Here is a 25,304-nt window from a genome sequence, read left to right on the forward strand (position 1 = left end):
CCATGAACGAACAGGATGCGCGCCAGGCGGTGGAGGCCGCCATCGGCAAAGTGGCGCCCGACGTGGGTCCCGAGGACCTGGAGGGCAGCGCCAGGCTGCGCCAGGACCTGGAACTGGACTCGCTGGATTTCCTCCGCCTGGTGGAGGTCATCGCGGAGGGCACGGGAGTGGACATCCCGGAGGCCGACTACCCTGCGGTGGCCACCGTGGACGGCCTGGTCACGTATCTGGCAGGGCACGGATGAAGCTGGGGTTTGTCATCCCGCAGCGTGGTCGCTGCCACGCATCCGGACGGCAACCACGGCGCCGGAGGCTGCGGTAAGGACCGCGACGGCGGCGATCGCGGCGGGGATGCCGTAGAAGTCGGCGAGGACTCCCGAGAGGAGGGCACCGACGGCGAATCCGCCGTCGCGCCACAGCCGGTAGACCCCCACGGAGCGGGCCCGCCAGGCCGGGTGGGCCACGTCTCCGATGGCGGCCAGCAGGGTGGGGTAGACCATGGCGGTACCGAGGCCCAGCACGACGGCGGCGGCGAGCCACGGCCCGAAGCTGTGCGCTGATGCGACCACTCCCAGTGCCACGGCCTGCACCAGCATGCCGGCCGCGATGAACCATTTCCGTCCCCACCGGTCCGACGCGGCGCCGGTGGCCAGCTGGGCGGCACCCCAGGCGGCGGGGTACGCGGCCGCCAGGATGCCGATCTGGCCGAGGTCCAGGCCTGCGCCGGCGAACAGGACGGGGAAGAGGCCCCAGGCCAGGCCGTCGTTGAGGTTGTTGACCAGGCCGGCCTGGCTGGCTGCCGAAAGGGATCGGTCCCTGAAGCTGGTGAGGGTAAACACCTGGCCCGTGGAGAGGCCGGCATGGGCGTTGCTGTGGACGCCGACGTGTTGTGAGGCCTCAGCCATGGCATGGTGGTGGGTCTCCCGGACGGCCAGGACAGTCAGGCCCAGTCCCAGGGCAATGAACGCGGCACCCAGCAGGAACGGGGCCGGGCGGAGGCCGTAGGCAGTTGCCAGGTAGCCGGTGGCCAGCGCGGTGGCGGCGACGCCCAGGTAGCCCGCCGCCTCGTTGAAGCCCATGGCCAGGCCACGCTGCCTGGGGCCCACGAGGTCCATCTTCATGATCACGGCCGTGGACCAGGTGAGGCCCTGGCTGATGCCCAGCAGCACGTTGGCCGCCACGATCCAGCCCCACGATGGGGCGAAGATGAGCATCAGCGGTACGGGCACTGCCACCAGCCAGCCCGCCACGAGGACGGGTTTCCGGCCGTACCTGTCCGAGAGCGTGCCGGCGAAGTAGTTCGTCGCGGCCTTGGACAGGCCGAAGGCCAGGATGTAGGTCAGCGCGCCCGTGTACAGGTCCAGATGGAACGTCCGGGATGCGAGCAGGGGCAGGACGGTGCGTTCCTGGCCCAGGGTGCCGCCCACCAGCGCGTTGACAGCCACCAGCAGCATGAACTGCGCCAGGTTCTGCCGCAGGCCCAGCACGGCACCGGCTGTTCCGGTGGCATCGCGGGGGAGGGTCCTGCCCGGCATGGGGTGCTCCGTTCGTGGGGACGTAAGGTGGCCCGGGCGTGCGGGGGCACGCCCGGGCCGGGTCCGGACACGCGAGGACGCGCCCGGACCTGAACCCGGGCAGGAGGGGGGTCCTGCCCGGGTGGTCTTGGGTGGAGTGGCTAGGCGGCGGGGACGCTGTTCTGCCAGGCGTTCCAGGCGGCGTAGCTGCCATCGAGTTCGACGACGTCGTACCCGGCCCGGCGCAGGGCGCTGACGGCGACGGAGTTCCGGACGCCCGACTGGCAGTAGGACACGATGGTGCCGCCGGCCGGCAGTTCATCCAGGTGCCACATGAGGCGGCCGCCGCTGAGCTGGTACGCGCCCGGGACATGCCCGGCCTTGTACTCGGTCTTGTTGCGGACGTCCAGGAGCATCGCGGCGTCGAACTTCCCGAGTTCCTCCGGCTGGATCAGCTTGGGAGTGAAGGTGGGCAGGCCGTCCATGCCGGTGACGTAGCCGGCCACGTTGTCGATGCCCACCCGGACCAGATGGTCCCGCATGTCCTGGGCCTGGTCCCGGTCCTTGGCAAGGAGCACCAGCGGGTTCTTGTCCGTTTCCGGGTTGACCACCCAGGCGCCGTAGCTGGCCACGGACTTCCCGGCCGGGACGTTCAGGGAACGGGCCACAGTGCCGCGGTGGACTTCGTCATTGGAACGGGTGTCGATGAAGGTCAGCGTGTCCTCCGCCAGGCCCTTGGCCACGACGGCGGTGTCCAGTTCCTTCAGCGGAGCGCGTTCGCCCATGACGGCCGGCCCCACGCGGTTTTCGCGCTTCATGCGGCCGAAGTAGGCGTGGGCGTCGGGCTGGCCGTCCAGGAGTTCATCGATGAAGCCCTGCTCGTCATTGGCGGCGAGGTACGGGCCCCACCAGGCGTAGAGGCGTTCGTAGCCCACGGTGGAGGACGGGATGGCGCCGAGGGCCTTGCCGCAGGCGCTGCCCGCGCCGTGCGCGGGGTGGACCTGGACGTAATCCGGCAGGGTCAGGAACTTGTCGCGCAGGCTGGCGAAGAGCTGCCTGGCGCCCACGAAGCGGGTGTCCACGCCGCCGGCTGCTTCGTCCAGCAGGTCAGGCCGGCCCAGGTCGCCGGAGAACACGAAGTCGCCTGAGAGCAGGTAGCCGGGCTGGTTGCTGAACGCGCCGTCGGTCACCAGGAAGGACAGGTGCTCCGGGGTGTGGCCCGGGGTGTGGACCGCCTTGATGGTGATGTTGCCCAGGGTGATGGTGTCGCCGTCGTACAGCCGCTCGCCGTCGAATTCGTACTGCCAGTCCGGGCCGCCCTCGCCGGAGACGTAGATCCTGGCGCCGGTGGCAGCGGCAAGTTCGCGGGTGCCGGAGAGGTAGTCGGCGTGGATGTGGGTCTCGGTGACGGCCACGATCTTCATGCCGTTTTTCGCGGCGAGGTCCTGGTAGACGGCGATGTCGCGGCGGCCGTCCACCACGATGGCTTCACCCTTGGCCTGGCAGCCGATCAGGTAGCTGGCTTGGGCCAGGTCTTCGTCGTATATGCGTTCGATAAGCATCTGGTGCTCTCCTTCGGGTGAAAGGGGATGGAGGGGTTCTGAATCAAGTATAGATACCCCCCGGGGTATAACGCAACGAGGGGAACTGATGTGGCCGCCAGTGGCTCAGGCGTGCTGGTGGCCGGCTTCGGCGCGGAGTTTGTCCATGTCCAGGTTCTTGACGGCCTGGATGACTTCCTCGAGGCCGGTGGCGTTGAGTGCTCCAGGCTGGGAGAAGACGAGGGTCTTGTCCTTGAAGGCCATCAGGGTGGGGATGGAGGTGATGTTTGCTGCGGCGGCGAGGGCCTGTTCGGCGTCGGTGTCCACCTTGGCGAAGGTGAGGTCCGGGTGGCGTTCGGCGGCGGCGCCGTAGGTGGGGGCGAACATGCGGCACGGGCCGCACCATGCTGCCCAGAAGTCTACGAAGACGATGTTGTTGTCCTCCAGGGTCTGGGCGAAGGATTGCTCGGTGATGTCGATGGTTGCCATGGTCTGTCGTGTCCTTTCGGGCGGGTGGGGTTGTTGCCTCGCGGCAGGGCCTAGGTGGTGGGGAGTCCGGCGCGGGTCCACGCGGTCATGCCGCCGGCCATGGTGTCCGCCTTGTAGCCGACGCCGTTGAGGGCTTCAGCGACGGCGGCACTGCGGTTGCCGCTGCGGCAAATGGCGATCACGGGCACGGCCGGGTCCAGTTCGGACAAGCGGGCCTGCAGCTCGCCCATGGGGATGTGCAATGCGCCGGGGATCATCCCTTCGGCGACTTCGAAGTCCTCGCGGACGTCAAGGATCCGGGCGGTGGAGCGGCGCTGGTCGGTTTCGGTGATGGTGATTTCAGCCATGGTGGTTCTCCTTTGAAGTGGTTTCGGCTGGGTTGCCGGGTGGTGTTGCTTGCCTAGCGGACGGGCTCGCCGGCTTGGCGCCATGCGGCCATGCCGCCGCGTACCGAGTAGGCGTCGTACCCCTTGGCGGCCAGGAGGCGTGCTGCTGAGGCGGACCGTACTCCGGAGGCGCAGACGGCGATCACGGGGCGGGTCTTCTGGATCCCGGCGGTGCTGGCCTGCAGCCGGTCCAGGGGGACGTGCTTGGCCTGCGGCGCCCGGCCGGTCCGCCATTCCTGGGCTGACCTGACGTCGATCAGGGTGGCCCCCGAGCCCAGGAGTTCCTTGGCCTGCGCCACGGATACCGTCTTGTAGGGCTTGCTGAAGGCTTTTTTGAGGGAATCGATGAGTCCCATGGTGTTCTCCTCTTGGTGGGTCAGGCGGTGACCGTGCCGGCGGTGACCCATGCCGCGACGGCGAAGATGAGTACCGCGAATGAGATGCGGATGTGCTTGTCATGCAGGCGGCGGGCCAGCCGCGCGGCGACGACGGATCCCAGGATTGCCGGGACCGCGAACGCCAGGGTGGTGGCCCAGTCGACGGTGTAGCCGGCGGCGTGGGCGCTGAAGCCGGCAGCGGAGTTGACCACGATGATTGCCAGTGACGTTCCGACGGCCTGCTTCATGCGCAGGCCCAGGAAGATGGTCAGCGCCGGGGTGATGAGGAAGCCGCCGCCCACGCCGAGCAGCCCGGTGAGGAACCCGACGAGCAGGCCAACGCCTACGGCCTTCGGGGCGCAGGAGCGGAACGCCCGGTGCGGCCCCGTGCTGCAGGACCCTTCGGTTTCACGGGGTTTCATCAGCATCCGGATGCCTGCGGCCACCATGATTCCGGCGAACGCCAGCATCAGGAGGTTCGGGTCCAGCAGCTTGCCCACGGCCGCGCCGGCCCAGGCCGCCGGAATCCCGGCGCCGCCGACCAGGGCGATCACGGGCCAGTTCAGGCCCTCCCGGATCCTGGGGAGCAGGGCCGTGAGCGAGGATACGCCCACCACCAGCAGCGACGTCGGAATCGCCTGGGCGGGGCTCATGCCCACGCCGTACACCAGGGCCGGAACGGCGATGATGGAGCCGCCGCCGCCCACGACGCCCAGGACGATGCCGACGACAAGCCCCAGGCCCAGGGCCGGAATCATGCCGCGGCGTCCTCTTCTGCTGCCGGAACGGGAAGCTGGAGGATGGCGCTTTCGCGGGTGGGCTCCTTGGCGGCCTTGTTCCACGGCATGGCCGAAAGGGCCTTGCCCATGGCGCAGGTGTTGGTTGCGGCCGAGAACGTCAGGCCGGTTCCGATGGCGCCGGCAAGCATGCGGACCTTGGGGGAGACGAACTTGCCGCCCACCAGGCCCAGCATCACCAGGGAGCCGGCGGCCAGGCGGACCTGGCGCTCCAGGTCCCAGCGGTCCTTGCCCTTGACCACGTCGCCGCCCGCGGCGGCGAAGCCCGGAACGCCGCCGGTGAGGACGTAGGCGGTGTCGAGGCCGACGGTGGCCATCCGCTGCCGTGCCTGCTCGGCGCGGACGCCGGACTGGCACACCAGGACCACGCGTGAACCCAGCCGGGCGGCGAGCTCATCGGTGTGCTCCGAGAGCAGCGGCAGCGGCACGTTGTAGGAGCCGCGGATGTGCATGGACCCGAATTCGGCGGCGGAGCGCACGTCGATGACCACGAGGTCCTGGTGCTCCGTGAACCAGGACCGGAGGGTTTCGGGGGCAAGCGCTGTAACGGCGGTTGCTTTTGAAGGGGAAGTCATTGATGCCTCTCGGAGGGGATGGGCTGGATACCCCACCGAGTATCACAGATACCCCCGGGGGTAGTCAAAACACCCGGAGGGGTATACAGTTGACGGGAGCACCCCATCAATGGAGACCCTTCTTATGGAACTGAACCCAACCGAACTCACGCCCGTGATCAACCGCCTCAAGCGCGCCCAGGGACAGCTCGCCGCCGTCACCCGGATGCTTGAAGAAGGCCGGGACTGCAAGGACGTGGTCACCCAGCTGGCCGCCGTGTCCAAAGCCCTCGACCGCGCCGGCTTCGCCATCATTGCCACCGGGCTGGAGCAGTGCATCACGCAGAAGGACCAGACCATGGACCGGAAGGACCTGGAGAAGCTCTTCCTCTCCCTGGCCTAATCAGCCTGCAATATCAGCGGACCGTCGAATACCCCGAGGAGCACCATGACGTACACCCTGGCCACCACCGTGTCCCTGCCTTGGGCGGAAGCGCTGGAGCGCACCCGCGAGGCCCTTGCGGCACAGGGCTTCGGGATCCTGACGGAAATCAACGTCCGGTCCACCTTCGAAGCCAAGCTGGGCGCCGAGGCCGCGGACGCCGTCGGGGATTACGTCATCCTGGGCGCCTGCAATCCGGCCCTTGCCAGCCGTGCCCTCGCAGCCGAGCCGGAAATGGGTGCGCTGCTGCCCTGCAACGTGGTGGTGCGGCGTAAGGCCGATGCCACCGAGACCACCGTCGAGGCCATTGACCCGCAGGCCATGGTCCAGCTCAGTGACGCTGCCGCGGTCAAAGAGGTTGCGGACGACGCCGGCGCGCGCCTTCGGAAGGCCCTCGCCAGCCTGGGGTGAGGCAGGCGAAGTCCGCACCAGACTTCTTGTGGCGACGCGCTTGAACACCTGCGACGCGCATATTCCCTAGCGCTCGGGCTATTCGGGCAGCGCCGGGGAATGTGGGTGTCGAAAGTGAGCGTGGGCAGCGGGAAGCTCTCGGGAGCGGTGGCGGATCTCCAGCTGGACCACATCGCGCGTGAAGGAATACGTGAGCAGCGCCAGCGCCACCGCCGGGAAGGCGGCAGCCCACGGGATACCAGGGACAAGCGCCACCAGCAGCGCCAGCGGTTGGAAGGCTCCGATGGCCTTGCGGGAAACACTGGGCGGCAGCGGCTCACGCAGGTGCGGCCTGAAGAACGCGGCGGCCGTGAACACGTAGTACATGCCCCCGATCGCCAGTGTCCACGGGCCCGCCACCGCCGCGGCCGCGATGGACAGCACAAGCACCAGCGCGGCGTCGGTGGCGGCATCGAAGCGTGCTCCCGCCGGGGACGCTGTCCCGGTCCGCCGCGCCACGGCGCCGTCCAGCCCGTCCATCAGGAAGGCGACACCGCCCAGGACCGGCACCAGGAAACTGCTGCGCCCGGTGAACAGTTCCGGGACGGCCACCACGGCGCAGAGTGCCACCAGGACGGCACGGAGCAGGGTGACGCGGTCTGCCGGAGTTGAAAAGCGCGGGATGCGCCGCAGGACAGAGCCGACGGCGGCCGCGGTCACCAGGGCGCCTGCACACAGGCCGGCCATTTGGAGGACCGGTCCGGAGGCGGACAGGGATGACAGCCACAAGGCCGGGACCGCGTAGGCGGCCAGGGTTGCCACCGCGTCAGGCATCGCGTGCCCGGACATCGCCCATCCGGCTGCGCCCATCTGCCACCTCCCCCGCATGCTGGCAACGGCCCCGGCGATCGTCACGGCCGGCGACGCCCGGCACGGACCCCCGTGCCGTCGTCGGCCCTTCTCCCGCGGCCGCTACGGACCAGGCCCGCCAGAGCCAGCAGCGATCCCGCCCCTTCGGCGACGGCGCTGAGGGTTTTCGAGAAGAACCATACGGGATCGTACATTGCCGGAATCGGACCTATGGCCGGGATGTCCACGTATCTGTAGAGCATGACGGCGGCGAAGGCGCTCAGTGCCACCGCCAGGGCGAGTGCGTAGGCGGCGCGGCTGCCGCGGACCAGGACATAGAGGCCGGCCACCAGGGCCGCCGCGGCTTCGAGCAGGAACAGGGTGCCCTGGCTGATGGTGCCCGGCTGCGCGGCCTGGTAGCCCGGGGCCAGGAAGAGATGGACGCCGGCATCGATGAACAGCGCCAGGGCGGTCAATAAACGTAGAGCCACGTCTATGTATACGCCCGAAGTTCCCTCCCGGTTCACCCCGGACCCTTATATCTGCGGGTTTTATGGGGAATATTTAGGGGCATCCGCAGTCTTGCCCCTGTAGCGGGCAGCGAAGCCTGCGGCCCTACGAGTAAGGAGAATGACTATGACCCTTCCCCAGGAAATCACGCCGGGAACATGGCTCCTGGACATGTCCCACAGCGAGATCGGCTTCAGCGTTCGACATGCCGGAATCAGCAAGGTCCGTGGCCGCTTTACCCAGGCCAGCGCCGAAGCCAGGGTGGGGCGGTCCCTGGAGGAGTCCTCGGTGCATGCCACGGTGTCCACGGCAAGTTTTGACTCCGGTGACGCCAACCGGGACGCGCACGTGAAGGGCGCGGACTTCTTCGACGTCGAAAAGTATCCCGAAATGACGTTCCGCGGCACCCACATCGAAGGGGACGGGGAGGAATACACCCTGACGGGGGACCTGACCATCAAGGGCGTGACCCGGCCGGTGGAGCTTGAGGTTGAGTTCACCGGCGTCGCCGTGGATCCCTTTGGCGCCACGCGGGCAGGATTCTCCGCGGAAGCCGAAATCAGCCGCAAGGAGTTCGGGCTCACCTGGAACGCCGCGCTGGAAGCCGGCGGCGTGCTGGTCAGCGACAAGGTCAAGATCAACCTCGAGGCGGCGCTGGTCAAGCAGGGCTGACAGGCCGGACCGCGGCAAGGCAACGTCAGGCACCGCCGTGGACCTCCGCCTGGTCCCCCGTGTGCTGTTCCTCCGGGCTGCGTGGCGGAAACGGGACCGCTGGGACGCCGCCCGGATCGCCGCACACCAGGACCATGCCCTGACGGAACTGCGCCGGGCGGCCTACGCCGGCTCGGAGTTCTACCGCCGCCACCATGCCGGCCTGCACGACGCTCCGCTGGACCGGCTGCCGCCCGTGACCAAAGCAGACCTGATGGAGCACTTCGATGAGGCCATCACCACCCCGGACCTGACGCTGGCGGAAGTGGAAGGCCATCTGCAGTCGCTCGTCGAGAGCGGTGGAGACCCCGGACTGCCATGGAAGGGCCGCTGGTGGGCGGCGGCCACGGCCGGGACCACCGGCCGGCGCGGAACGTTCGTCTGGAACCGCGCGGAGTGGGCTACCGTCCTGGCCTCGTACGCCCGCGCGAACGACTGGGCAGGGTTTACCCTGGGGCTGACCCGGCCGCTGAAGGTGGCCCTGGTCAGCTCGCGGGTCCCCACCCACCAGTCAGCCGTCGTCGGCGCATCGGTGCGCTCCGGAGTGGTCCCCACCCTTCGCCTGGACGTCACCGCACCCATGGAGGAGAACGTCGCCGCCCTCAACCGGTTCCAGCCCCGGGTCCTCGTCGGTTACGCCTCAGCGCTCAAACCCCTGGCCGCGGAACAGCTGGCAGGGCGGCTGCACATCGCGCCGCAGGGGGTGATGTCAGCCTCCGAGGTGCTCAGCGCCCAGGCCGCAGCGGAACTGGAATCCGCGTGGGGCAGCGCCCCTTTCGACGTCTACGCCGCCACCGAAACGGCGGGGATCGCATCCCCCTGCACCTACCGGAACCGCCACGTTTACGAGGACCTCCTCATCATCGAACCCGTGGACCAGGCCGGCAACCCCGTCCCGGCGAGGACAACCGGGTCCAAGCTCCTGGTCACCGTCCTGTTCTCCCGGACCGTGCCGCTGATCAGGTACGAGATGTCGGACACCGTAAGGCTCGGCGGCAGGGGCTGCCCCTGCGGACGCAGTTTCACCGTCATGGAGGATATCGAGGGGCGCATCGAGGACGTCCTGCAACTGCCGGGCAGGACCGGCACCGTCAACGTGCACCCGAATGTCTTCCACCAGGTCCTGGACCAGGCGGCCGTCGCAGGCTGGCAGGTCATCCAGGAACCGTCCGGGCTGCGGGTGCTGCTGGCCGGACTCGCACCCGGGCAATCCGAGGAAGGCGTCCGGGCTGCGGTGACCGCCGCCCTTATGGCTGCCGGCGCGGCGCACATGCCCGTGGACATCCGGCTGGTGGAGCGGCTTGAACGGACCGCCCTGGGGAAAGCACCATTCGTGCGCGCCTGGAAAAACCGGCCGTAAGGTGCCCCCGGACGGAAGCAACCGGCCCGTTGACGCCCGGCCTACACCGGTTCCGGCCGCACCTTCACGTTGCCCAGCGAGCGGATCAGAGCGACGGCGGTGATGGACCCGGCCGCCATGATCGAGGCCAGCACCACCACCTGGAACCGGCCGGCCTCCAGGGGTGAGGCGCCGCCGAAGATCGCGCCGACGAATGCGCCGGGGAGGGTGACCAGCCCGGTGGTCTTGGTTTGGTCCGTGGACGGGATCAGGGCCGAGTGCACTGCCTGCCGCGCCTGGAGCAGGGTGGCCTGCCGGGGCGTCGCCCCCAGTGCCAGCCAGCCCTCCACCTGGTCCCACTGCTCCAGGACGGCCTCGAAGAAACGGCGTCCGGCCAGGGTGGCGATGGTCATCGAGTTGCCGATCACGATCCCGCCCACGGCCAGCAGGTACCGCGGCGCGAATTCGATGGCGCCCGTTCCAAACACGACGGCCACCGTCACCAGGATGCCGGCAGCCATTGTCACGGCCACCAGGGCGAAGCGGCGCCAGGACCAGGTGAGCCTTCGTGTTGCCGTCACGGACGCTACGGTGAACATGACCAGCAGGGCCACCCCCACCCATAGCGGGTTGCTGATGATGCCGCCCAGCACCAGGCTGATGGCAGCGAGCTGGGCTGCCCCGCGGAGGATGGCCAGGGCAGGGGAGAGGTACGACGGCGTCCGCGCGCCCCAGAGGATTCCCACCGTGAGTGCCGCCAGGATGGCAAGGGCCACCAGGGTGGGCAGCAGGGTGGAAAGGGCGGGCATGCCGCCAGCTTACTGAGCTACCGCGGCTGCCCCTGCCACGCCCGCTCACACCCGGCAGGTTTTGCTCGAGCGCCCGCCCACGTCTGACCCGCGGAGGCAGCGGGTTGGTCAGTATGGCCGGAGGGGATAAGACTGTGGGTATGGCACGGGGAACGCTTCGGATCTTCCTGGGTGCGGCAGCGGGTGCCGGCACCACGTACTCCATGCTGCGTGAGGCGCACCAGATCCTGGCCGGCGGCAGGGACGTCGTGGTCGGCATCGCCGCCGCACACGGGAGGCCTGACACCGGGCAGCTCCTTGACGGGCTCGACGTCGTGGCGCCGCGCCTTCTGCCCGACGGCAGCGGGGCGGAGGTACCCGAGCTTGACCTGGACGCTGTGCTGGCAAGGAAACCGGAGGTGGCCGTCGTCGACGAGTATGCGCACGTCAATGCTCCGGGCAGCAGGAATACCCGCCGCTGGCAGGACATCGAGGAGCTTCTGGCGGCGGGGACGGACGTGCTGACCACGCTTGCCGTCCAGCATGTGGCATCGCTGAAAGACGTCGTCGCCGCAATCACCGACGAACCAGACGGGGAACCGGTCCCGGACGCCGTGGTGCGGCGGGCAGACCACATCGAGCTGGTGGACATATCGCCCGAACTCCTGCGCCAGAGGGTTGCAGACGGGAAGGTTGTGCCCAAGGACAGGATCGACGCTGCCCTGGCCAACGAATTCCGGCTGGGCAATCTCATTGCCCTGCGTGAAATCGCCTTGATCTGGCTGGCGGACCGGGTGGACGAAGGGCTGGCGGGCTACCGGAAAAGCCAGGGGATCACCGCCACCTGGCCGGCACGCGAGCGGGTTGTCGTCGGACTCAGTGGAGGCCCCGAAGGGGAGCTGCTCATCAGGAGGGCGGCCCGGATCCTGTCCCGGGTCAACGGCGGGGACCTGCTGGCGGTTCACGTCCGGCGCGCCGAAAGCACGGCCGCGACGCGGGGGCAGCTGCTGGACGCGCAGCGGCGCCTCGTCGCCGACCTCGGCGGCACCTGCCATACGGTGTCCGGCGAGGACGCAGCGGGGTCCCTCCTGGAATTCGCCCGCAGCGTCAACGCCACCCAGATCGTCATCGGCGCCTCACCAGGGACGCTCCGGAGCAGGATCCTCGGTATCGGTGCAGGCGCCAAAGTGGTCCGGGGCTCGGGCGATATCGACGTGCACATCGTCTCCCTTCCCCAGGGCGGCCCTGGATTGCCGGGGCCATCTCCTGCGGCGCTCAGCGGCAGGCGCACGCTGATCGGCTTCGTCCTGGCTGTGGTCCTCCCGGTCCTGGTAACGGCGGCGCTGTCCCGCAATCCGGAGCTCAACCTCGCCACCCACGCACTGGTCCATCTGACCGGGGTGATGGCCGTGGCGTTCATCGGCGGCCTGTGGCCTGCGGTGCTCGCCGCCGTCCTGGACTCGCTGCTGCTGAACTACTTCCAGACGGACCCGGTGGGAACGCTCAATATCAGCGACCCGCAAAACGTCTTCGCGCTGCTGGTCTTCCTCAGTGCCGCGGTGGCCGTGTCACTGGTGGTGGGCCTGTCCGCAAGGCGCGCCCGGGAAGCCGCACGGGCCCGCGCGGAAGCCGCCACCCTCGCCGACCTCGCCCACGATGCCCTCCTGGCCGATGACACCGTTGCAGCGTTCATGGGCAAGGTCCGGGAAACCTTCCAGGTCCGTTCGGCCGGGCTCTTCACCACGTCCGGGGACAAAGACGCAGCATGGGAGCTCCAGGCGTTCTCCGGGGAGGCGCCTCCTCCCTCCCCGGACACGGCAGGGTTGACGGACAGCGTGGAACTCGCCGACGAGCGGACCGCCCTGGTCCTCTCCGGACGCACCCTCACCGCCGGGGACCGGCTCCTCCTGTCCGCCCACGGCGCCCACCTCCTGTTGCTGCGCCAGCGCCATGCCCTTCAGCGGACGCTGCAGAGCACCGCGAAGATGGCCGAGGGCAACAACGTCCGCACGGCCATCCTGCGGGCGGTCAGCCATGACCTGCGCACGCCGCTGGCGGGGATAAAACTGGCCGTGACGGCCCTGCGGCGCCAGAGCCGCAGGCTTCCCGATGAGGTGCAGGCCGAGATGCTCGAGACCGTCGAGTCCTACACCGAGCGCCTGGACGCCCTGATCGCCAACCTCCTGGACATGTCCCGGATCTCCAGCGGTTCGGCTGCGCCACTGACAGCGCCCGTCACGTGGCGTGATGCAATCGAGGACGCGCTGCGCGGCCTCCCGGCGGACCGGATCCGGGTGGAGCTTCCCCCGGACATGCCTGCGATCTATGCCGACCTGGGGATGTTGGAGCGGGTCATCGCCAACATCGTGGAAAACGCGCTTAAATACGCGCCGGCGTCCGACGTGGCCATCGTCGGCGTTTCGACGGGAACCAGGGGAGTGGTCGACGGCGGCGCCCCCTTTGGCGAGTTGCACATCGTCGATCACGGGCAGGGCGTGCCCGCTGCCGCCGTCGAGGGCATGTTCCAGCCCTTCCAGCGCCTCGACGACGCCCCCGCGGGACTCGGGATGGGGCTTGGCCTCGCCGTCGCGAAAGGCTTCACCGAGGCCATGGGCGGTCACCTGCTGGCCGAGCCGACCCCGGGCGGGGGACTGACCATGGTCATCCGCCTGCCCCAGGTTGCCGCACCGGACGTTTCTACCCCTCGCCGGAAAGCAGGCACCAGCACCTCATGAGGACCGTATTGATCGTTGACGACGAGCCGCAGTTCCTGCGTGCCCTCCAGGTCAACCTGGAGGCTGAGGGCTACCGGGTGCTGACCGCCCTGGACGGGGTGGCCGCCCTGAAGCACGCGGAAGGCGGCCATCCGGATGCCATGGTGCTGGACCTCGGACTGCCGGACATCAACGGCGTGGACGTGATCACCAGGATCCGCCGCACCAGCAGCATGCCCATCATCGTGCTTTCCGCCCGGCACGGGTCCGTGGACAAGGTCCGGGCCCTGGACGCCGGGGCGGACGACTACGTCACCAAGCCGTTTGGCCTGGACGAACTCCTGGCCCGGCTGCGCGTTGCCGGCCGCCGGAGCGGCACGCTGGACGTGGCGGACGGCGGGGCCGCCATCGATGTGGGTGACTTCCAGGTGGACCTGGCCAACCGGAAGGTGACCCGGGCGGGGGATCCGGTCCGGCTCACCCCCCGCGAGTGGGCCATCCTGGAAATGCTGGTGCGGAATCCCGGCCGGCTGATAACGCAACAGCAGATGCTCGCCAGGGTCTGGGGTCCCGGCTATGACAACGAGACCCACTACCTGCGCGTCTACATGGGCCAACTGCGGCGCAAACTGGAGGCGGATCCCGCCCGCCCCCGCCACCTGCTGACCGAGGCCGGCATGGGGTACCGCTTCGAGCCGTGACCTGCCGCCGGACCGCTCCGGCCGCCGTCGAACATCACGCGTAAAGGAAACATCAAGAATTCCTTTTCTGGCGCTTCCGCCAATTTCGCCGGTGCTAGCTTCGCAATGATCGCGGTGCAACGGGCAGCGCGGAAAGGCAGACATGACCACGTTGAGCAGGCCCCCGGCGGATCCTTCCGCCACCCACCCGCACGGAAGGGAGGCGCTGAAGGACTGGCTGCTGTTCGGGCTGCAGGACAGCAAGGGCACCCACCAGGGCCCCGGCGGTGTTCCCACCCAGCACGAAAAAAAGCACTCGTGGTGGCAGGTCATGTGCCTTACCGGCGTGGACTACTTCTCCACCCTGGGCTACCAGCCGGCCATCGCCGCGCTGGCAGCCGGCGTCATCTCCCCGCTGGCCACCCTGGTCCTTGTGGCCGTGACACTGTTGGGTGCCCTGCCGGTCTACCGCCGGGTTGCCGGTGAAAGCCCCCGCGGTGAGGGCTCCATTGCCATGCTGGAACGGCTGCTGCCCCGCTGGGGAGGAAAGCTCCTGGTGCTGGTCCTGCTCGGGTTCGCCGCCACCGACTTCATGATCACCATGACGCTCTCGGCCGCCGATGCCACCGCACACCTGATCGGCAACCCTGTTGCCCCCGGTTGGCTCCAAAACCAGAACGTCCCCGTAACGCTTTTCCTGCTGGCCCTGCTGGCTGCCGTGTTCCTGCGCGGGTTCAAGGAAGCGATCGGCGTCGCCGTCTTCCTGGTTGTCCTGTACCTGGGCCTGAATGCGGTGGTGGTGGTTGCCACCCTGATGCAGGTGGTCTCCCACCCGGTGGCGATGGGCGACTGGTGGACGAATCTGTGGGTATCCCACGGCAACCCCCTGATGACGGTGGCCATCGCACTGCTGGTGTTCCCCAAACTGGCGCTGGGCCTGTCCGGCTTCGAAACCGGCGTTGCCGTGATGCCGCAGGTCCGCGGAGCGGCGGATGACACGGAGGAGAACCCGGCCGGCCGAATCCGCGGAGCCCGGCGCATGCTCACCACGGCTGCGGCGATCATGAGCGTGTTCCTGCTGACCACCAGCTTCATTACCGTTGTCCTGATTCCGGAACAGGAATTCCAGCCCGGCGGCCAGGCGAACGGGCGTGCCCTGGCCTACCTGGCGCACGAATACCTGGGCGTGGGCTTCGGCAGCGTCTACGACATCAGCACCATCGGCATCCTCTGGTTTGCCGGTGCCTCGGCCATGGCCGGCCTGCTGAACCTGGTTCCCCGGTACCTGCCCCGCTACGGCATGGCCCCGGAGTGGGCCAAGGCTGTCAGGCCCCTGGTGCTTGTGTTCACCCTGGTCGGGTTCCTCATCACCTTCATCTTCAACGCCGACGTCGACGCCCAGGGCGGTGCCTACGCCACCGGCGTCCTGGTGCTGATGACCTCCGCCGCGGTGGCCGTCACGTTGTCGGCGCGCCGGCGCGGGCAACGGAACCTCACCTTCGGCTTCGGTGCCATCTCCGTGGTGTTCGCGTACACCACGGTGGCCAACATCTTCGAGCGGCCCGAAGGCATCCGGATCGCGGCGATCTTCATCCTGGGCATCATCGTCATCTCCCTGCTGTCCAGGGTCCGCCGGTCCTTTGAGCTGCATGCAACCCGGGTGCACCTGGACCAGCAGGCCCTGGAGTTCATGTCCAGCACCCTGGACGGCCCCATCGCGATCATCGCGCACGAGCCGCTGCGGATGTCTGCGGAGGCATACCGGGACAAGCTTGAGTCGGCCATCGAGGTCAGCCACCTCCCGCTGGCGGGCGATGCCCTGTTCCTGGAAGTGATCGTGGATGACTCCTCCGACTTCGAAACGGAACTGTACGTCCGTGGCGTGAACCGCCACGGGTACCACATCCTGGAAGTCCACGGGCCGGTTGTTCCCAATACCATCGCCTCGGTACTGCTGCATATCAGGGACGTCACGGGGCTCATGCCGCACATCTACTTCCGCTGGACTGAGGGAAATCCCATCACCAACCTGGTGCGGTTCCTGTTCCTGGGCGAGGGCGAAATCGCGCCGGTGACCAGGGAGGTGCTGCGTGAGGCCGTCCCGGACGTCACCCAGCGCCCGTGGGTCCACGTCGGCTGACCGGGGGATACGTCGTCGTCCCGTCCCTGTGCGCAGGGGCAGCCACGTGCGGCACTGTTGCCGCCACCCGCGCGGCGTCCGCCAGGCTGACCGGGACGTCCGCGCGGAAGGCGGCCTCGGCGTCGTCCTCCCGCACGCCCGCCGCCAGCACCATTACATGCACCATGTCGCCGTAGGAATCGTTGCAGGCAAGGATGTCGCCGGGCACTCTGTGCCCCTGCCCGCCCGTCGAAGGCCAAGGCTGGAAAATGACCCACCACCCCTCGCCGTCCTGGTCCGGGAAAAGGTAGCCGCCGGCCGGGTGGAGGGCGCGGCCGTTCAGTGCGCGCCCGCCGTAGCCCTCCACGGCCTCGGCTGCCGCGGCAAACCTGACCCTGCCACGGTCATCGGGCGCCTCATCCCACCGCATCTCCGCTCCTTGCCGTCGCGTGCGTGTGCTGACCTGCCTCCATCAAAGGACGGTGCACGCGCGGCCGGGGCGGCAGGGCCGTTTTATTGACGGAATATTTACAGCCTGTCCCGCCGGGGAGGTGCCTGGCCCACCACCGCCGTGGTCGGCCACCATAATGGAACCCATGCACAGCCCCGTCACCATCCGCCCCATGTGCCCCGAGGACTGGGACGCCGTCCACGCGATCTACGCCGCCGGCATCGCCACGGGGGAGGCGACGTTCGAGAGCGAGCCGCCCACCTGGGAGGCGTTCGACGGCGGCCGGTTGCCCGGGCACCGGCTGATCGCCGAGGACGCGGGCCGGGTTCTGGGCTGGGCCGCCGTGACGTCCGTTTCGTCCCGGGAGGTCTACCGGGGCGTCGTGGAGCACTCCATCTACGTGGCGCCGGAAACGCACGGCCGGGGCGTGGGCAGGCTGCTCCTCGGTGCACTGATCGATTCCACGGAGGTGGCAGGAATCTGGACCATCCAGTCCAGCATCTTCCCGGAGAACACGGCCGGCCTGGCGCTGCACCGGAAACTCGGCTTCCGGGTGGTGGGAACCAGGGAACGGATCGCGCGGATCAGCCACGGCCCCAAGGCCGGGCACTGGCAGGACACCCTGCTCCTGGAACGCCGCAGCGCGGTGGCCGGGACGGAGTAAGGCCTACCTCGAAGGCAGCGTCAGGATCTCGGCGCCGTCCTCCGTGATGGCGATGGTGTGCTCGGTGTGGGCCGTCCTGCAGCCGGTGGCGCTCCTTAGCGTCCACCCGTCGTCGTCCGTCACCAGCTGGTCCGTGTCCGCCATGATCCAGGGCTCCAGCGCGAGCAGAAGCCCGGGCCGCAGCTTGAAGCCGCGGCCGGGCCGCCCGGTGTTGGGCACGTGCGGGTCCTGGTGCATGGTGGAACCGATGCCATGGCCGCCGAACTGCGTGTTGACCGGATACCCCGCATCAATGAGGACGCGGCCGATGGCGTACGAGATGTCCCCGATCTTGGCTGCCGGCCCTGCGGCGGCGATCCCGGCTGCCAGGGCGCGTTCCGTCGCCTCGATCATGGCCACGCTCTCCGCCGGCCGTGATTCGCCCACGATGAAGCTGATGGCGGCGTCCGCGGCCATTCCGTTCTTGACGACGGCGAGGTCCAGGGTCAGCAGGTCGCCGTCGGCCAGTGCGTAGTTGTGGGGCAGCCCGTGCAGCACGGCATCGTTGACGCCCGTGCAGATGTAGTGGCCGAAGGGACCCCGGCCGAAGGACGGCGCGTAGTCCACGTAGCAGGATTCCGCCCCCGCGTCGGTGATCATCTCCTTGGTCCACTGGTCGATGTCCAGGAGGTTGGTGCCGACGGTTGCGCGGCTTTTCATCGCCTGCAGGATGTCAGCCACCAGGGCGCCGGTCTCCCGGGCGCGGGCCACCTCAGCCGGGGTGAGGATCTCGATCATGGTGCGCCCTTCGTGTGCGGCGGTTAGCTCCAGGTGCCATCCTATTTGCCCGTGCGCAGAAGGGTGCAAGGGGCTCTTTCGTACAGCGGAATGTTGGGGTTGCCAAAGACATAGATGAGTGTAAATATTTACGTGTGTCTATGTCTTTGGAGTTGACCCCGGTCCAGGCGGTGGCGTGCTGCGCGCCGCTGGCCCGGGAGCCTTTGTCCCTGCCGGAAGCTGAAGGGATCGCCCCCTTGCTGAAGGCCCTGGCGGATCCGGTCCGGCTGCGGCTGATGTCCATGGTCGCCTCGCATGAGGGCGGCGAAGCCTGCGCGTGCGACCTCAACGATGCCTTCGAGCTGTCCCAGCCCACCATCAGCCACCACCTGAAGATCCTGCATGAGGTGGGGCTGCTGGAGCGGGAAAAGCGCGGCGTGTGGGTCTACTACCGGGCCCGCACCGAGGCCCTGCAGAACCTGGCCGCCCTGATCGGCGGGCAGGCCGCATGACCGGTCTGGCCCGGCGTGCCACGGCAGAGTTACTCGGCACCGCGTTCCTGGTGATGGCAGTGGTCGGCTCGGGCGTGATGGCCTCCAGGCTGTCACCGGACGACGTCGGCCTGCAGCTTTTGCAGAACAGCCTCGCCACGGGTGCCGCGCTGGTGGCGCTGATCATGGCACTGCAGCCGGTGTCGGCGTCGTTCAATCCGGTGGTGACCCTGGTGGAGCGGGCGCTGGGGATGATCGACACCACCACGGCGGCCGGCCTGGTTGCGGGGCAGATCCTGGGCGGCCTGGCCGGCACGGTGGCCGCCAACCTGATGTTCGGGCTGGACGCCGTCAGCTGGTCCACGCACCAGCGCACCGGCGTCCCGCTCTGGCTTGGGGAAGTCATTGCCACGGTGGGCCTGCTGCTGGTCATCTTCGGCACCGTCCGGTCGGGCCGTGCTGACCGCGTGGCGTTCGCCGTCGGCGGCTACATCACGGCCGCCTATTGGTTCATTAGCTCCACCAGCTTCGCCAACCCTGCGGTGACCATGGCGCGCACCGTCACGGACACCTTTGCCGGCATCGCGCCGCCGTCGGCCCCTGCCTTCATCCTGGCGCAGCTGCTGGGCGGCGCCGCCGGATTCCTCCTGGTCCGCTTCCTCTACCCCTCCTTTGCTGCTGTTTCCGCCGCCCCGGCGGCCGACCGAAAGGTGCTCTCATGAGCCATAAGGCAAGTTCCGCATCCCTCCCCGTGGCCGTCATCGGCGCCGGGCCCGTCGGCCTGGCCGCGGCCGCGCATCTGCTGGAACGCGGACTGGAACCCGTCGTGCTCGAGGCCGGGCCCACGGTGGGTGCCGCCATCCGTGAGTGGGGCCATGTGCGCGTCTTCTCCACGTGGAAGTACAACCTGGATGCCGCCGCCGTGCGCCTGCTGGAACGGGCCGGCTGGGCAGCGCCCCGCCCCACCGCGCTGCCGTACGGCTCCCAGATCGTCTCCGACTACCTGGAACCGCTGGCCGCCACACCGGAACTCAAGGACCGGATCCGGACCGGGACGAAGGTAGTTGCTGTCAGCCGGCAGGGCATGGACAAGGGCCGCAGCCAGGGCCGCGACGCCGCCCCGTTCCTCCTGCGCATCCAGGACGGCAGCGGGGAAACGTCGGAGCTCCTGGCCCGCGCCGTGATTGACACCTCCGGAACCTGGACCACGCCGGCGCCCCTGGGAGCTTCCGGCCTGCCCGCCCCGGGTGAGACGGAAGCCCGGGCCGCCGGGCTGGTCACCGGGCCCCTGCCGGACGTGACCGGCGGCGGATTCGCCGGCCGCCGCACCCTTGTCATCGGCTCCGGACACTCCGCCGCCAACATGGTCCTGGACCTGGCCCGCGTGGCCCGCGCCAACCCGGGAACGGAAGTCTTCTGGGCCATCCGGGCCGCCACGCCTGCCCGTGCCTACGGCGGCGGGGACGCCGACCAGCTGCCCGCCCGCGGCCAGCTGGGCGCCCGGCTGCACACCGCCGTCGACACCGGTGCCGTCCAGCTCCTCACAAACTTCCACACCGGCCGCCTCGAAACCCGTGACGGCAAGGTCACCGTGCACGCAACGGATGGCCGCAGCCTCACCGTGGACAGGGTCATTCCGGCCACAGGGTTCCGGCCGGACCTGTCCATCCTGTCCGAGCTGCGGCTGGACCTGGACCCGGCCGTCGATGCCCCCAAGGCCCTGGGCCCGCTGATCGATCCTGACTTCCACAGCTGCGGCACGGTTCCGGCCCATGGCGCCAGGATCCTGGAACAGCCGGAAAAGGACTTCTACCTGGCCGGCATGAAGTCCTACGGCCGGGCGCCCACCTTCCTCATGGCCACGGGCTACGAACAGGTCCGCTCCATCGCCGCAGCCCTGGCAGGTGATACCGAAGCCGCGGACACCGTGGAACTCGAACTGCCGGAGACCGGGGTGTGCTCCACCAGCCTCCCTACCGAGGCCGGTGACGCCGCCGACACCGCCGGGGACTCCTGCTGCGGAACGTCCGCGCCGGTGCCCGTGACCATCGGCTTCGCCACGGGCCTGCAGCACGGACGCACCGCCGAACCTGCCAGCCTATGATGTGAACACCGGCTGATGTCCAAGGACGGGAGGCCCCGATGACGGAACGGGACAGTGACCCCGTGAAGGCGGACCTGCTGTGGATCGCGGCCGACTTCCGGAACATCGTCCTGGGCGCCAGCGATGACGAGCTGGACCTCCCGTCCATCGGAACGCGGTGGACCAACCGGCAACTGCTCTTCCACATGGTCCTGGGCCAGAACATCACGCTGGCGGGCATACCGCTCCTGGGGCTGTTCTCGCACCTGCCGCCCCCGGCCTCCCGGACCTGGAGCCGCCTCCTGGATTCGTGCGCCCGCCCGTACAACTGGGTGAACTGGGCCGGAAGCGCGGCCGGGGGCCGGGTCCTGAAGCCAGCCGGCATGCTCCGGATGATGGACCGGACTACGGCGGTGATCGTGAACTGGTACGGCCACGCTAACCAGGATGCGCTGGGCCGCGGCATGACGATGCCCACCGCGTGGGACCCCTATTTCATGCCGTGGATGAGCCGCCGGGACGTCCTGGAGTGGGCGCCCAAGCACTACCGTCACCACCGCGCGCAGCTCAGCCTGACCACGCTGCCGTCCCTGCCCCCAGGTAGGTAGCGCGAACTCACCCTCGCACCGGGCCTGCGCCGTTTTGCTGCGACGCGCCTCTTCATTTCCGACGCGCACATTCCCCTTCGCGGCCCTGATTTGGGCTGCGTGGGGGAATATGAGCCGCGAAGATGAAGTTGCGCGTCGCTGAAGCCAGCCCGGCCGGTGGCTGACCGGCTCAGTCCGTGATGTCGGTGCTCGTGCTCAGCTCCTGCCACTGCTCCAGCTCGGCGCGCTGGGCTTCGGCCACCTTACCGAACGCGCCGAAGGCGTCGGTGCCCAGGACCAGGAGGCCCGGCGGGTTGGCGGATTCGACGACGGCGATGATGGCCCGGGCGGCCTTGTCCGGGTCGCCGGGCTGGTTGCCGTGGGCGGTGTCGTGTTCCTTGCGGCGCTTGCCGGCCGTGTCCGCGTAGTCGTCGATCGCCGTCGAGGACTGGGTCAGCGAGCGGCCCGCAAAGTCCGTCCGGAAGCCGCCTGGTTCGATGGCGGTGACGTTGATGCCCAGCGGTTTCAGCTCGTTGCGCAGAGACCCTGACATGCCCTCCAGCGCCGCCTTGGTGGCCGCGTAGTAGCCGGAGCCGGCGGGGGTGATCCGGGCGCCGATGGATGAGATGTTCAGGATGGACCCGGCCTTGTTGGCACGCATGCCCGGGAGGACTGCCTTGATCATGTCCACGGCCCCGAAGAAGTTGGTGTCGAACAGGCGGCGGATGTCGCCGTCGTCCGCTTCCTCCACGGCGGCCCGGTAGCCGTAGCCGGCGTTGTTGACCAGCACGTCGATGCTGCCGAACTTTTCCTCCGCCGCCTTGACCGCCGCGCTGATCTGCGCCTTGTCCGTGACGTCCAGCGGGAGTGCCAGCGCGGTGTCCGGGAAGCCGGCGGTGACCTCCTGCAGCGTCTCCACCTTGCGGGCGGTGACGACGGCGTTGTGCCCGGACGCGAGCACGGCTTCCGCCAGTGCCCGGCCAAGTCCGGTGGAGCAGCCTGTGATGAGCCACGTTGCCATGGTTTTTCCTTTCATAGGGGGTTAAAAGGGTGAGGCGGGGCTCGGCAGCTAAGCCCGGTGCCGCCGTCGTGCCTGTGCCGTCAGTTCATGGGCGCCGTAGCTGTTGTCGTCGGGGTTGACGGTAACGCCGGGCGCCACCAGCTGGTCGATGCGGTCCAGCACCTCGGGCGCCAGCTTGGTGTCCGCCGCGGGGAGGTAGGACTCCAGCTGCTCCATGGTGCGCGGACCCACGATGGCGGAGGTAACGCCGGGGTGGTTGATCACGAACGCGATGGCCAGCTCGATCAGGGTGACGCCGGCCCATTCGGCCACCTGGGCGAGCTCCTCCACGATGTCCAGCTTGCGCTGGTTGGCGGGCTGGGTCATGTCGAACCGGGCGCTGGGGCGGGCACTGGAAGCGGGCCTGGATGCCGAGTCCTTCCGCCACCGGCCGGAAAGCCAGCCGCCGGCCAGCGGGCTGTAGGTGAGGGTGCCCATCCCGTGCCGCTGCACAGTGGGCAGCACATCCTCCTCGATGCCGCGGGTCAGGATGGAGTACGGCGGCTGCTCGGTGACGAACCGCTCCAGGTTCCGTTCGCGGGACGCCCACTGCGCCTCCACGATCTGGGACCCGGAGTAGGACGAGGAGCCGATGTAGCGCACCTTGCCCTGGCGGACCAGGTCGGTGAGGGCGCCCAGGGTTTCCTCCACATCGGTGTCAGGGCTGGGCCGGTGCACCTGGTACAGGTCGATGTAGTCGGTGTTCAGCCGGCGCAGCGAGTCCTCTACCGCGCGCATGATCCAGCGGCGGGAGCCGCCCCGGCGGTTGGGGCGGTCCTCATCCATGGGCATAAAGAACTTGGTGGCCAGGAAGACGTCATCGCGGCGCCCGGCCAGTGCCTCCCCGACAATCTCCTCGGAGGCCCCGGCGGAATAGACGTCCGCGGTATCGACGAAGTTGATGCCGGCATCCAGGGCGTGGTGGATGATGCGGGTGGCGTCGGCGCGGTCGTTGTTGCCCCACGGGCCGAACATCATGGCACCGAGGCAGAGGGGGCTGACCTGCACACCGGTGCGGCCAAGCGGGCGGTATTCCATGCTGGTTCCTTCTCTTCTTGGGCTTCTAGGTTTCGGGGATGACCATGGCGAACCGCTCGGGGCGGGCCACGTCCGGGTCGGGACCGCTGCGGACGCCGGTGTCCAGGGCGTCGATGGCGGCGAGCTCGGCCGCGGAAAGCTCGAAGCCGAACACGTCGAAGTTCTCCGCGATGCGGGCCGGGTTGGTGGACTTGGGGATGGCGGAGCGGCCCTGCTGCAGGTGCCAGCGGAGCATCACCTGGGCGGGGGTCTTGCCGTGGGCCTGCGCGACGGCGGCGATCGCCGGGTCCCGCATGACGTTCTTCCGGTTCTCGCCCCAGCCCGGGTAGAACGTGATGCCGCCGATCGGCGACCACGCCTGGGTGAGGATGCCGTGCTCGGCGTCCGCCGCCTGGACGTTCCGCTGGGCGAAGTAGGGGTGCAGTTCGATCTGGTTGACGGCCGGGACCACGTCGGTTTCCTCGAGCAGCTGCGCCAGGTGGTGAGGCATGAAGTTGCTGACGCCGATGGCCCGCACCCGCCCGTCCTTGAGCAGGGTCTCCAGTGCCTTGTACGCGGCGATGGTCTTCTCGAACCGGTCCGGGGCGGGCTGGTGCAGGATGAACAGGTCCAGCTGCTCCACGCCCAGCTTGCCGGCGGCCTTGTCCCAGGCGTGCAGGGTCCGGTCGTAGCCGTAGTCGCTCACCCAGACCTTGGTTTCGATGAATACGTCGGCCCGGTCCAGGCCGGAGCGGCGGATGCCCTCGCCAACCTCCCGCTCGTTGCCGTAGGCGGCGGCGGTGTCGATGTGCCGGTAGCCCACCTCGAGCGCTGTCTGGACCGCCGCCGTGGTCTCTTCCGGGGGACTCTGGAAGACGCCCAGGCCGAGCGCCGGCATTGTGATTTTGTTGTTGAGCGTGAGTTCCATAACCATGCCTTTCACGGTATTGGGGTGGACGGGTTTGTGGGAGGGGCTGGCAGTCCCTCCCTTGGGATATTTGCCCGGCGTAGCGTGGGTGCCATGACGAACAGCGATGACGTGCGGAAGTTCCTGACCTCCCGCCGCGCCAGGATCACACCGGACGACGCCGGGCTGCCCGCGTACGGCGGCAACCGGCGGGTTAAGGGCCTGCGCCGGGAGGAGGTGGCCATGCTCGCCGGAATGAGCATCGATTACTACATCCGGCTGGAGCGGGGAAATCTGTCCGGAGCGTCGGACAGTGTCCTGGAGGCCCTGGCCCGCGCCCTGCAGTTGGACGACGCCGAGACCGCCCACCTTTTCGACCTGGCCCGCGCGTCCACGGCTGCTCCGCGGGCACGGCGCAAGCGGAGCCCGCAGACGGTGCGGCCCAGCGTGCAGCGGGTGATCGATGCGATTACGGCGGCGCCGGCCTGGGTCCGCAACGACCGCGGCGATGTGTTGGCGTCCAATGAGCTGGGCCGGGCCCTGTACCTGGAGATGATGACCGACGGCGGCACCCCACCCAACAGCGCACGGTTCACCTTCCTGAGCCCGAAGGCGCGGGAGTTCTTCGCCGACTGGGAGCGCGCCGCTGACGACATCGTGGCCGTGCTGCGGTCCACGGCCGGGAAGAACCCGTACGACAAGGACCTGTCCGACCTGATCGGGGAGCTCTCAACGCGCAGCGGGGAGTTCCGCGTCCGCTGGGCCCGGCACGACGTGAAGTACCACCGCACCGGCCGCAAACGACTCCACCACTCGATCGTGGGGGACCTGGACCTGGCCTACGAGGCGATGGAGCTCCCCGCGGATCCCGGGCTGCGGATCAACATCTACACCGCCGAGCCAGGCAGTCCGTCCGAGGACGCGCTGAAGGTCCTCGCCAGCTGGGCGGCTACGCAGGCGGCGGCCGGGGTTCCGGCCCAGGAGAAGGCCACCTGAGCCAGCCCGCGCTGCGCAAACCCGTTCTCGACGCGCATATTCGGTTGTGAACCCCATATCCGTCCTCGACGCGCATATTCGTAAGCGCACCC

At 68.8% G+C, this 25,304-nt stretch carries 29 protein-coding genes; 14 read left to right on the forward strand and 15 right to left on the reverse strand.

Annotation, left to right across the window (positions count from 1 at the left end; all coding sequences use genetic code 11):
* Positions 1 to 2 precede the first annotated feature (2 nt).
* Positions 3 to 245 (forward strand): acyl carrier protein, encoded by a 243-nt coding sequence (locus AC6JAM_RS13070; RefSeq protein ID WP_056392768.1) that lies wholly within the window; start codon positions 3 to 5, stop codon positions 243 to 245.
* A gap of 12 nt (positions 246 to 257) precedes the next feature.
* Here the strand turns inward: AC6JAM_RS13070 and AC6JAM_RS13075 are convergent, their stop codons facing one another.
* The 7 genes from AC6JAM_RS13075 to AC6JAM_RS13105 all read right to left on the reverse strand — a co-directional run bounded on the left by AC6JAM_RS13075 (position 258) and on the right by AC6JAM_RS13105 (position 5,679).
* Positions 258 to 1,535 carry an MFS transporter gene (locus AC6JAM_RS13075; protein WP_495634764.1) on the reverse strand — a complete coding sequence of 426 codons (1,278 nt, stop codon included), beginning with the start codon at positions 1,533 to 1,535 and terminating at the stop codon, positions 258 to 260.
* Between the two features lie 140 nt (positions 1,536 to 1,675).
* Complete coding sequence (locus AC6JAM_RS13080; protein WP_497934856.1) at positions 1,676 to 3,076, reverse strand: MBL fold metallo-hydrolase; 1,401 nt, start codon at positions 3,074 to 3,076, stop codon at positions 1,676 to 1,678.
* 105 nt (positions 3,077 to 3,181) lie between these two features.
* Positions 3,182 to 3,544, reverse strand: coding sequence for a thioredoxin (gene trxA, locus AC6JAM_RS13085; protein ID WP_134164065.1), 363 nt, complete (start codon positions 3,542 to 3,544; stop codon positions 3,182 to 3,184).
* Positions 3,545 to 3,594: 50 nt separating this feature from the next.
* The gene (locus AC6JAM_RS13090; RefSeq protein ID WP_018768797.1) at positions 3,595 to 3,891 is read right to left on the reverse strand and encodes a rhodanese-like domain-containing protein; all 297 of its coding nucleotides are present in this window, start codon (positions 3,889 to 3,891) and stop codon (positions 3,595 to 3,597) included.
* A 53-nt stretch (positions 3,892 to 3,944) separates the two neighbouring features.
* A complete protein-coding gene (locus AC6JAM_RS13095) occupies positions 3,945 to 4,286 on the reverse strand; it encodes a rhodanese-like domain-containing protein (RefSeq protein WP_056392779.1) in 342 nt (113 codons plus the stop codon).
* Positions 4,287 to 4,306: 20 nt separating this feature from the next.
* Positions 4,307 to 5,065, reverse strand: coding sequence for a sulfite exporter TauE/SafE family protein (locus tag AC6JAM_RS13100; protein WP_018768795.1), 759 nt, complete (start codon positions 5,063 to 5,065; stop codon positions 4,307 to 4,309).
* Complete coding sequence (locus AC6JAM_RS13105) at positions 5,062 to 5,679, reverse strand: rhodanese-like domain-containing protein (RefSeq protein ID WP_134164064.1); 618 nt, start codon at positions 5,677 to 5,679, stop codon at positions 5,062 to 5,064. Before AC6JAM_RS13105 ends, AC6JAM_RS13100 begins: the two co-directional genes overlap by 4 nt.
* Positions 5,680 to 5,803: 124 nt before the next feature.
* Here AC6JAM_RS13105 and AC6JAM_RS13110 point away from each other — a divergent pair, with 124 nt between their 5' ends.
* Positions 5,804 to 6,061 (forward strand): metal-sensitive transcriptional regulator, encoded by a 258-nt coding sequence (locus AC6JAM_RS13110; protein ID WP_018768793.1) that lies wholly within the window; start codon positions 5,804 to 5,806, stop codon positions 6,059 to 6,061.
* Positions 6,062 to 6,106: 45 nt separating this feature from the next.
* Complete coding sequence (locus AC6JAM_RS13115; protein ID WP_134164063.1) at positions 6,107 to 6,511, forward strand: DUF302 domain-containing protein; 405 nt, start codon at positions 6,107 to 6,109, stop codon at positions 6,509 to 6,511.
* Positions 6,512 to 6,589: 78 nt separating this feature from the next.
* On the opposite strand, the gene AC6JAM_RS13120 is transcribed toward AC6JAM_RS13115, so the two are convergent.
* Entirely contained in the window at positions 6,590 to 7,360 is a 771-nt protein-coding gene (locus AC6JAM_RS13120) for a CDP-alcohol phosphatidyltransferase family protein (RefSeq protein WP_223992546.1), read from the reverse strand.
* A 41-nt stretch (positions 7,361 to 7,401) separates the two neighbouring features.
* On the reverse strand, positions 7,402 to 7,830 hold the full coding sequence (locus tag AC6JAM_RS13125) for a hypothetical protein (RefSeq protein WP_134164181.1): 429 nt from the start codon (positions 7,828 to 7,830) through the stop codon (positions 7,402 to 7,404).
* 145 nt (positions 7,831 to 7,975) lie between these two features.
* Between AC6JAM_RS13125 and AC6JAM_RS13130 the strand changes: the two genes are divergently transcribed.
* Positions 7,976 to 8,521, forward strand: coding sequence for a YceI family protein (locus AC6JAM_RS13130; RefSeq protein WP_497934857.1), 546 nt, complete (start codon positions 7,976 to 7,978; stop codon positions 8,519 to 8,521).
* A 37-nt stretch (positions 8,522 to 8,558) separates the two neighbouring features.
* Positions 8,559 to 9,920, forward strand: coding sequence for a phenylacetate--CoA ligase family protein (locus AC6JAM_RS13135; RefSeq protein WP_018768788.1), 1,362 nt, complete (start codon positions 8,559 to 8,561; stop codon positions 9,918 to 9,920).
* A gap of 41 nt (positions 9,921 to 9,961) precedes the next feature.
* On the opposite strand, the gene AC6JAM_RS13140 is transcribed toward AC6JAM_RS13135, so the two are convergent.
* Entirely contained in the window at positions 9,962 to 10,708 is a 747-nt protein-coding gene (locus AC6JAM_RS13140) for an ABC transporter permease (RefSeq protein WP_144601357.1), read from the reverse strand.
* A gap of 140 nt (positions 10,709 to 10,848) precedes the next feature.
* On the opposite strand from AC6JAM_RS13140, the gene AC6JAM_RS13145 reads away from it, so the two are divergent.
* The 3 genes from AC6JAM_RS13145 (at position 10,849) to AC6JAM_RS13155 (ending at position 16,221) form a co-directional block, all read left to right on the forward strand.
* Positions 10,849 to 13,422 carry a DUF4118 domain-containing protein gene (locus AC6JAM_RS13145; protein ID WP_497934858.1) on the forward strand — a complete coding sequence of 858 codons (2,574 nt, stop codon included), beginning with the start codon at positions 10,849 to 10,851 and terminating at the stop codon, positions 13,420 to 13,422.
* Positions 13,419 to 14,102, forward strand: coding sequence for a response regulator (locus tag AC6JAM_RS13150; protein ID WP_144601359.1), 684 nt, complete (start codon positions 13,419 to 13,421; stop codon positions 14,100 to 14,102). The genes AC6JAM_RS13145 and AC6JAM_RS13150 overlap by 4 nt, the downstream gene beginning before the upstream one ends.
* Before the next feature lie 142 nt (positions 14,103 to 14,244).
* A complete protein-coding gene (locus AC6JAM_RS13155) occupies positions 14,245 to 16,221 on the forward strand; it encodes an APC family permease (protein ID WP_018768784.1) in 1,977 nt (658 codons plus the stop codon).
* On the opposite strand, the gene AC6JAM_RS13160 is transcribed toward AC6JAM_RS13155, so the two are convergent.
* Positions 16,190 to 16,630, reverse strand: a complete 441-nt coding sequence (locus AC6JAM_RS13160; protein ID WP_056392795.1) for a hypothetical protein — start codon at positions 16,628 to 16,630, stop codon at positions 16,190 to 16,192. The genes AC6JAM_RS13155 and AC6JAM_RS13160 overlap by 32 nt on opposite strands.
* A 166-nt stretch (positions 16,631 to 16,796) precedes the next feature.
* On the opposite strand from AC6JAM_RS13160, the gene AC6JAM_RS13165 reads away from it, so the two are divergent.
* Complete coding sequence (locus AC6JAM_RS13165) at positions 16,797 to 17,315, forward strand: GNAT family N-acetyltransferase (RefSeq protein WP_497934859.1); 519 nt, start codon at positions 16,797 to 16,799, stop codon at positions 17,313 to 17,315.
* 3 nt (positions 17,316 to 17,318) lie between these two features.
* Here AC6JAM_RS13165 and map read toward each other — a convergent pair whose 3' ends face one another.
* Positions 17,319 to 18,092, reverse strand: coding sequence for a type I methionyl aminopeptidase (map, locus tag AC6JAM_RS13170; protein WP_018768780.1), 774 nt, complete (start codon positions 18,090 to 18,092; stop codon positions 17,319 to 17,321).
* 140 nt (positions 18,093 to 18,232) lie between these two features.
* Between map and AC6JAM_RS13175 the strand changes: the two genes are divergently transcribed.
* From AC6JAM_RS13175 to AC6JAM_RS13190, 4 genes are read left to right on the forward strand one after another with little or no spacing between them, the layout of a single operon-like run.
* On the forward strand, positions 18,233 to 18,583 hold the full coding sequence (locus AC6JAM_RS13175; RefSeq protein ID WP_497934860.1) for a metalloregulator ArsR/SmtB family transcription factor: 351 nt from the start codon (positions 18,233 to 18,235) through the stop codon (positions 18,581 to 18,583).
* Positions 18,580 to 19,284: an aquaporin gene (locus AC6JAM_RS13180; RefSeq protein ID WP_497934861.1), complete on the forward strand. Its 705-nt coding sequence runs from the start codon at positions 18,580 to 18,582 to the stop codon at positions 19,282 to 19,284. The genes AC6JAM_RS13175 and AC6JAM_RS13180 overlap by 4 nt, the downstream gene beginning before the upstream one ends.
* Entirely contained in the window at positions 19,281 to 20,666 is a 1,386-nt protein-coding gene (locus AC6JAM_RS13185; RefSeq protein ID WP_497934862.1) for an FAD-dependent oxidoreductase, read from the forward strand. The genes AC6JAM_RS13180 and AC6JAM_RS13185 overlap by 4 nt, the downstream gene beginning before the upstream one ends.
* A 38-nt stretch (positions 20,667 to 20,704) precedes the next feature.
* Complete coding sequence (locus AC6JAM_RS13190; RefSeq protein WP_497934863.1) at positions 20,705 to 21,253, forward strand: DinB family protein; 549 nt, start codon at positions 20,705 to 20,707, stop codon at positions 21,251 to 21,253.
* 169 nt (positions 21,254 to 21,422) lie between these two features.
* Here AC6JAM_RS13190 and AC6JAM_RS13195 read toward each other — a convergent pair whose 3' ends face one another.
* The 3 genes from AC6JAM_RS13195 to AC6JAM_RS13205 are packed head-to-tail and all read right to left on the reverse strand — an operon-like array spanning position 21,423 to position 24,237.
* Positions 21,423 to 22,253, reverse strand: coding sequence for an oxidoreductase (locus tag AC6JAM_RS13195; RefSeq protein WP_497934865.1), 831 nt, complete (start codon positions 22,251 to 22,253; stop codon positions 21,423 to 21,425).
* 48 nt (positions 22,254 to 22,301) lie between these two features.
* Positions 22,302 to 23,330: an aldo/keto reductase gene (locus AC6JAM_RS13200; protein ID WP_497934867.1), complete on the reverse strand. Its 1,029-nt coding sequence runs from the start codon at positions 23,328 to 23,330 to the stop codon at positions 22,302 to 22,304.
* Between the two features lie 25 nt (positions 23,331 to 23,355).
* Complete coding sequence (locus tag AC6JAM_RS13205; RefSeq protein ID WP_497935960.1) at positions 23,356 to 24,237, reverse strand: aldo/keto reductase; 882 nt, start codon at positions 24,235 to 24,237, stop codon at positions 23,356 to 23,358.
* 93 nt (positions 24,238 to 24,330) lie between these two features.
* Here AC6JAM_RS13205 and AC6JAM_RS13210 point away from each other — a divergent pair, with 93 nt between their 5' ends.
* Entirely contained in the window at positions 24,331 to 25,212 is an 882-nt protein-coding gene (locus AC6JAM_RS13210) for a helix-turn-helix transcriptional regulator (protein WP_497934869.1), read from the forward strand.
* The last annotated feature ends 92 nt before the right edge of the window (positions 25,213 to 25,304 follow it).

Source organism: Arthrobacter sp. GmRoot5-12, assembly GCF_059739365.1.

Bases quoted from the DNA above. Each gene is read 5' to 3' on its own strand.
- AC6JAM_RS13070 (WP_056392768.1), top strand. From the start codon at position 3: ATGAACGAACAGGATGCGCGCCAGGCGGTGGAGGCCGCCATCGGCAAA.
- AC6JAM_RS13075 (WP_495634764.1), bottom strand. From the start codon at position 1,535: ATGCCGGGCAGGACCCTCCCCCGCGATGCCACCGGAACAGCCGGTGCC.
- AC6JAM_RS13080 (WP_497934856.1), bottom strand. From the start codon at position 3,076: ATGCTTATCGAACGCATATACGACGAAGACCTGGCCCAAGCCAGCTAC.
- trxA (WP_134164065.1), bottom strand. From the start codon at position 3,544: ATGGCAACCATCGACATCACCGAGCAATCCTTCGCCCAGACCCTGGAG.
- AC6JAM_RS13090 (WP_018768797.1), bottom strand. From the start codon at position 3,891: ATGGCTGAAATCACCATCACCGAAACCGACCAGCGCCGCTCCACCGCC.
- AC6JAM_RS13095 (WP_056392779.1), bottom strand. From the start codon at position 4,286: ATGGGACTCATCGATTCCCTCAAAAAAGCCTTCAGCAAGCCCTACAAG.
- AC6JAM_RS13100 (WP_018768795.1), bottom strand. From the start codon at position 5,065: ATGATTCCGGCCCTGGGCCTGGGGCTTGTCGTCGGCATCGTCCTGGGC.
- AC6JAM_RS13105 (WP_134164064.1), bottom strand. From the start codon at position 5,679: ATGACTTCCCCTTCAAAAGCAACCGCCGTTACAGCGCTTGCCCCCGAA.
- AC6JAM_RS13110 (WP_018768793.1), top strand. From the start codon at position 5,804: ATGGAACTGAACCCAACCGAACTCACGCCCGTGATCAACCGCCTCAAG.
- AC6JAM_RS13115 (WP_134164063.1), top strand. From the start codon at position 6,107: ATGACGTACACCCTGGCCACCACCGTGTCCCTGCCTTGGGCGGAAGCG.
- AC6JAM_RS13120 (WP_223992546.1), bottom strand. From the start codon at position 7,360: ATGGGCGCAGCCGGATGGGCGATGTCCGGGCACGCGATGCCTGACGCG.
- AC6JAM_RS13130 (WP_497934857.1), top strand. From the start codon at position 7,976: ATGACCCTTCCCCAGGAAATCACGCCGGGAACATGGCTCCTGGACATG.
- AC6JAM_RS13140 (WP_144601357.1), bottom strand. From the start codon at position 10,708: ATGCCCGCCCTTTCCACCCTGCTGCCCACCCTGGTGGCCCTTGCCATC.
- AC6JAM_RS13145 (WP_497934858.1), top strand. From the start codon at position 10,849: ATGGCACGGGGAACGCTTCGGATCTTCCTGGGTGCGGCAGCGGGTGCC.
- AC6JAM_RS13150 (WP_144601359.1), top strand. From the start codon at position 13,419: ATGAGGACCGTATTGATCGTTGACGACGAGCCGCAGTTCCTGCGTGCC.
- AC6JAM_RS13155 (WP_018768784.1), top strand. From the start codon at position 14,245: ATGACCACGTTGAGCAGGCCCCCGGCGGATCCTTCCGCCACCCACCCG.
- AC6JAM_RS13160 (WP_056392795.1), bottom strand. From the start codon at position 16,630: ATGCGGTGGGATGAGGCGCCCGATGACCGTGGCAGGGTCAGGTTTGCC.
- AC6JAM_RS13165 (WP_497934859.1), top strand. From the start codon at position 16,797: ATGCACAGCCCCGTCACCATCCGCCCCATGTGCCCCGAGGACTGGGAC.
- map (WP_018768780.1), bottom strand. From the start codon at position 18,092: ATGATCGAGATCCTCACCCCGGCTGAGGTGGCCCGCGCCCGGGAGACC.
- AC6JAM_RS13175 (WP_497934860.1), top strand. From the start codon at position 18,233: ATGTCTTTGGAGTTGACCCCGGTCCAGGCGGTGGCGTGCTGCGCGCCG.
- AC6JAM_RS13180 (WP_497934861.1), top strand. From the start codon at position 18,580: ATGACCGGTCTGGCCCGGCGTGCCACGGCAGAGTTACTCGGCACCGCG.
- AC6JAM_RS13185 (WP_497934862.1), top strand. From the start codon at position 19,281: ATGAGCCATAAGGCAAGTTCCGCATCCCTCCCCGTGGCCGTCATCGGC.
- AC6JAM_RS13190 (WP_497934863.1), top strand. From the start codon at position 20,705: ATGACGGAACGGGACAGTGACCCCGTGAAGGCGGACCTGCTGTGGATC.
- AC6JAM_RS13195 (WP_497934865.1), bottom strand. From the start codon at position 22,253: ATGGCAACGTGGCTCATCACAGGCTGCTCCACCGGACTTGGCCGGGCA.
- AC6JAM_RS13200 (WP_497934867.1), bottom strand. From the start codon at position 23,330: ATGGAATACCGCCCGCTTGGCCGCACCGGTGTGCAGGTCAGCCCCCTC.
- AC6JAM_RS13205 (WP_497935960.1), bottom strand. From the start codon at position 24,237: ATGGAACTCACGCTCAACAACAAAATCACAATGCCGGCGCTCGGCCTG.
- AC6JAM_RS13210 (WP_497934869.1), top strand. From the start codon at position 24,331: ATGACGAACAGCGATGACGTGCGGAAGTTCCTGACCTCCCGCCGCGCC.